This is a genomic window from Pseudoxanthomonas sp. UTMC 1351 (assembly GCF_040948865.1).
Lineage (GTDB): Bacteria > Pseudomonadota > Gammaproteobacteria > Xanthomonadales > Xanthomonadaceae > Pseudoxanthomonas_A.
This window is the reverse complement of record NZ_JAVGJT010000053.1, coordinates 1-1,507: the sequence shown is the minus strand read 5'-3', so window position 1 is coordinate 1,507 and position 1,507 is coordinate 1. Positions and strand designations below refer to the sequence as shown.

General features: G+C 62.7%; 1 protein-coding gene. It reads left to right on the top strand.

Annotation, left to right across the window (positions count from 1 at the left end; translation table 11 throughout):
* Positions 1 to 151 precede the first annotated feature (151 nt).
* Positions 152 to 1,342 (top strand): methyl-accepting chemotaxis protein, encoded by a 1,191-nt coding sequence (locus tag AB6O04_RS20285; RefSeq protein ID WP_368566229.1) that lies wholly within the window; start codon positions 152 to 154, stop codon positions 1,340 to 1,342.
* The last annotated feature ends 165 nt before the right edge of the window (positions 1,343 to 1,507 follow it).

The window sequence follows — 1,507 nt, the reverse complement described above, 5'->3', positions numbered from 1 at the left end:
CCCCCCCCCCCCCCACTCCCACAAGGAAGCATCAAGTCGACCCGAGCACACCACAACAATTCCTCCGCGACACCAGATTCATCCACTTTCCCTGCTAAAGACAACATGCCTGCGGCCGATACCACAGGTGAGCTTCATAAGAGAACACCCAATGTATTCGCGCATTCTGGTTCGTCTGGCGGCACCCTTCATCTTGACCTTGCTGTTTCCTGTGGCGGTCGCGTCCGATTGGCCGGCGCCCATGCGCTGGGCCATTCTGACCACCATGACATTGGCGTGGTTGATCTTCGCCTTCCTGTCGGTATGGAGCACGCATCACCCTTCGACCGAACAGGTCACCGTGATTCGCGAACAGGACGCACTGCTGACCGAGCTGCGCCGCTTCGTGAACAACGAGATCGAAGGTTCGCGCCATGAAATAGACCGCGCCCGCGAACTGATTCGCGAGGCCGTCAGCGGCCTGGGCCAGAGCTTCGATGCGATGAGCCGCAAGTCGCGTGAACAGAGTTCGGTGGTTTCGCGCATCGTCGACCGCAATGGCGACGGCGACCGTGCCGGCGTGGACGTGGCGCGCTTCGCGCAGAACGCCAGCCAGCGCATGGAGCAGCTGGTGGAAGCGCTGGAACAGGTCAGCGGCCAGAGCACCACTACCGTGCATCACATCGATGAAATGGCGCAGCACCTGGATGGCATCTTCTCGCTATTGGAAGACGTCAAATCGATCGCCGACCAGACCAACCTGCTGGCGCTGAACGCCGCCATCGAAGCGGCGCGCGCAGGCGAAGCTGGCCGCGGTTTCGCGGTGGTCGCCGACGAAGTGCGCAACCTGTCCGAGCGTTCGACCGCTTTCAACGAACAGATCCGCAAGCTGGCGCACAGTTCCAAGGAATCCATCTCCAAGGTCCGCGACACGGTCTCGCACATGGCATCGCGCGATCTGGACCGTTCCCGCGAAGCGCGTGGCGAGGCGGCGAACATGCTGAACCAGGTTGCCGCCATCAACGCCTCGCTGGGCGATGGCATGCGCGAGATATCCCAGTGCGGCCACGCTATCGATACCAGCGTCGCCGAAGCGGTTCGCGCCTTGCAGTTCGAAGACATCGCCACACAGTCGCTGGGCAGCGCGGTGACCCATCTGGATCGCCTGACCGCCATCAACCGGGAAGCGGTCGCACTGCAAGAGCTGCTACACCGCAGCGGCGGCACCATGGATCAAGAACTGCTGTCCGCTTTGCGCCACATCGGCAGCCGCTTGCGTGACCAGCGCGGCGAGTGGGAACGCGCCCCGCACAAACCGGTCGCGCAGCAGAACATGGGTGCAGGTACGGTCGAGTTGTTCTGACGGTACCGGGGCCGGGGCAGCCGCGGGGGCGGCTGCCCCGGCCTTTTTTTGCCCATCCATTTTTGCCTCTGTGTTTTTGCCTTTGTAGGAGCGGCGTCCCGCCGCGAGCTCTTGATTTTCCGCCGGGAGAATCTTCGTTGTGGGAGCGACGTGAGTCGCGACGTT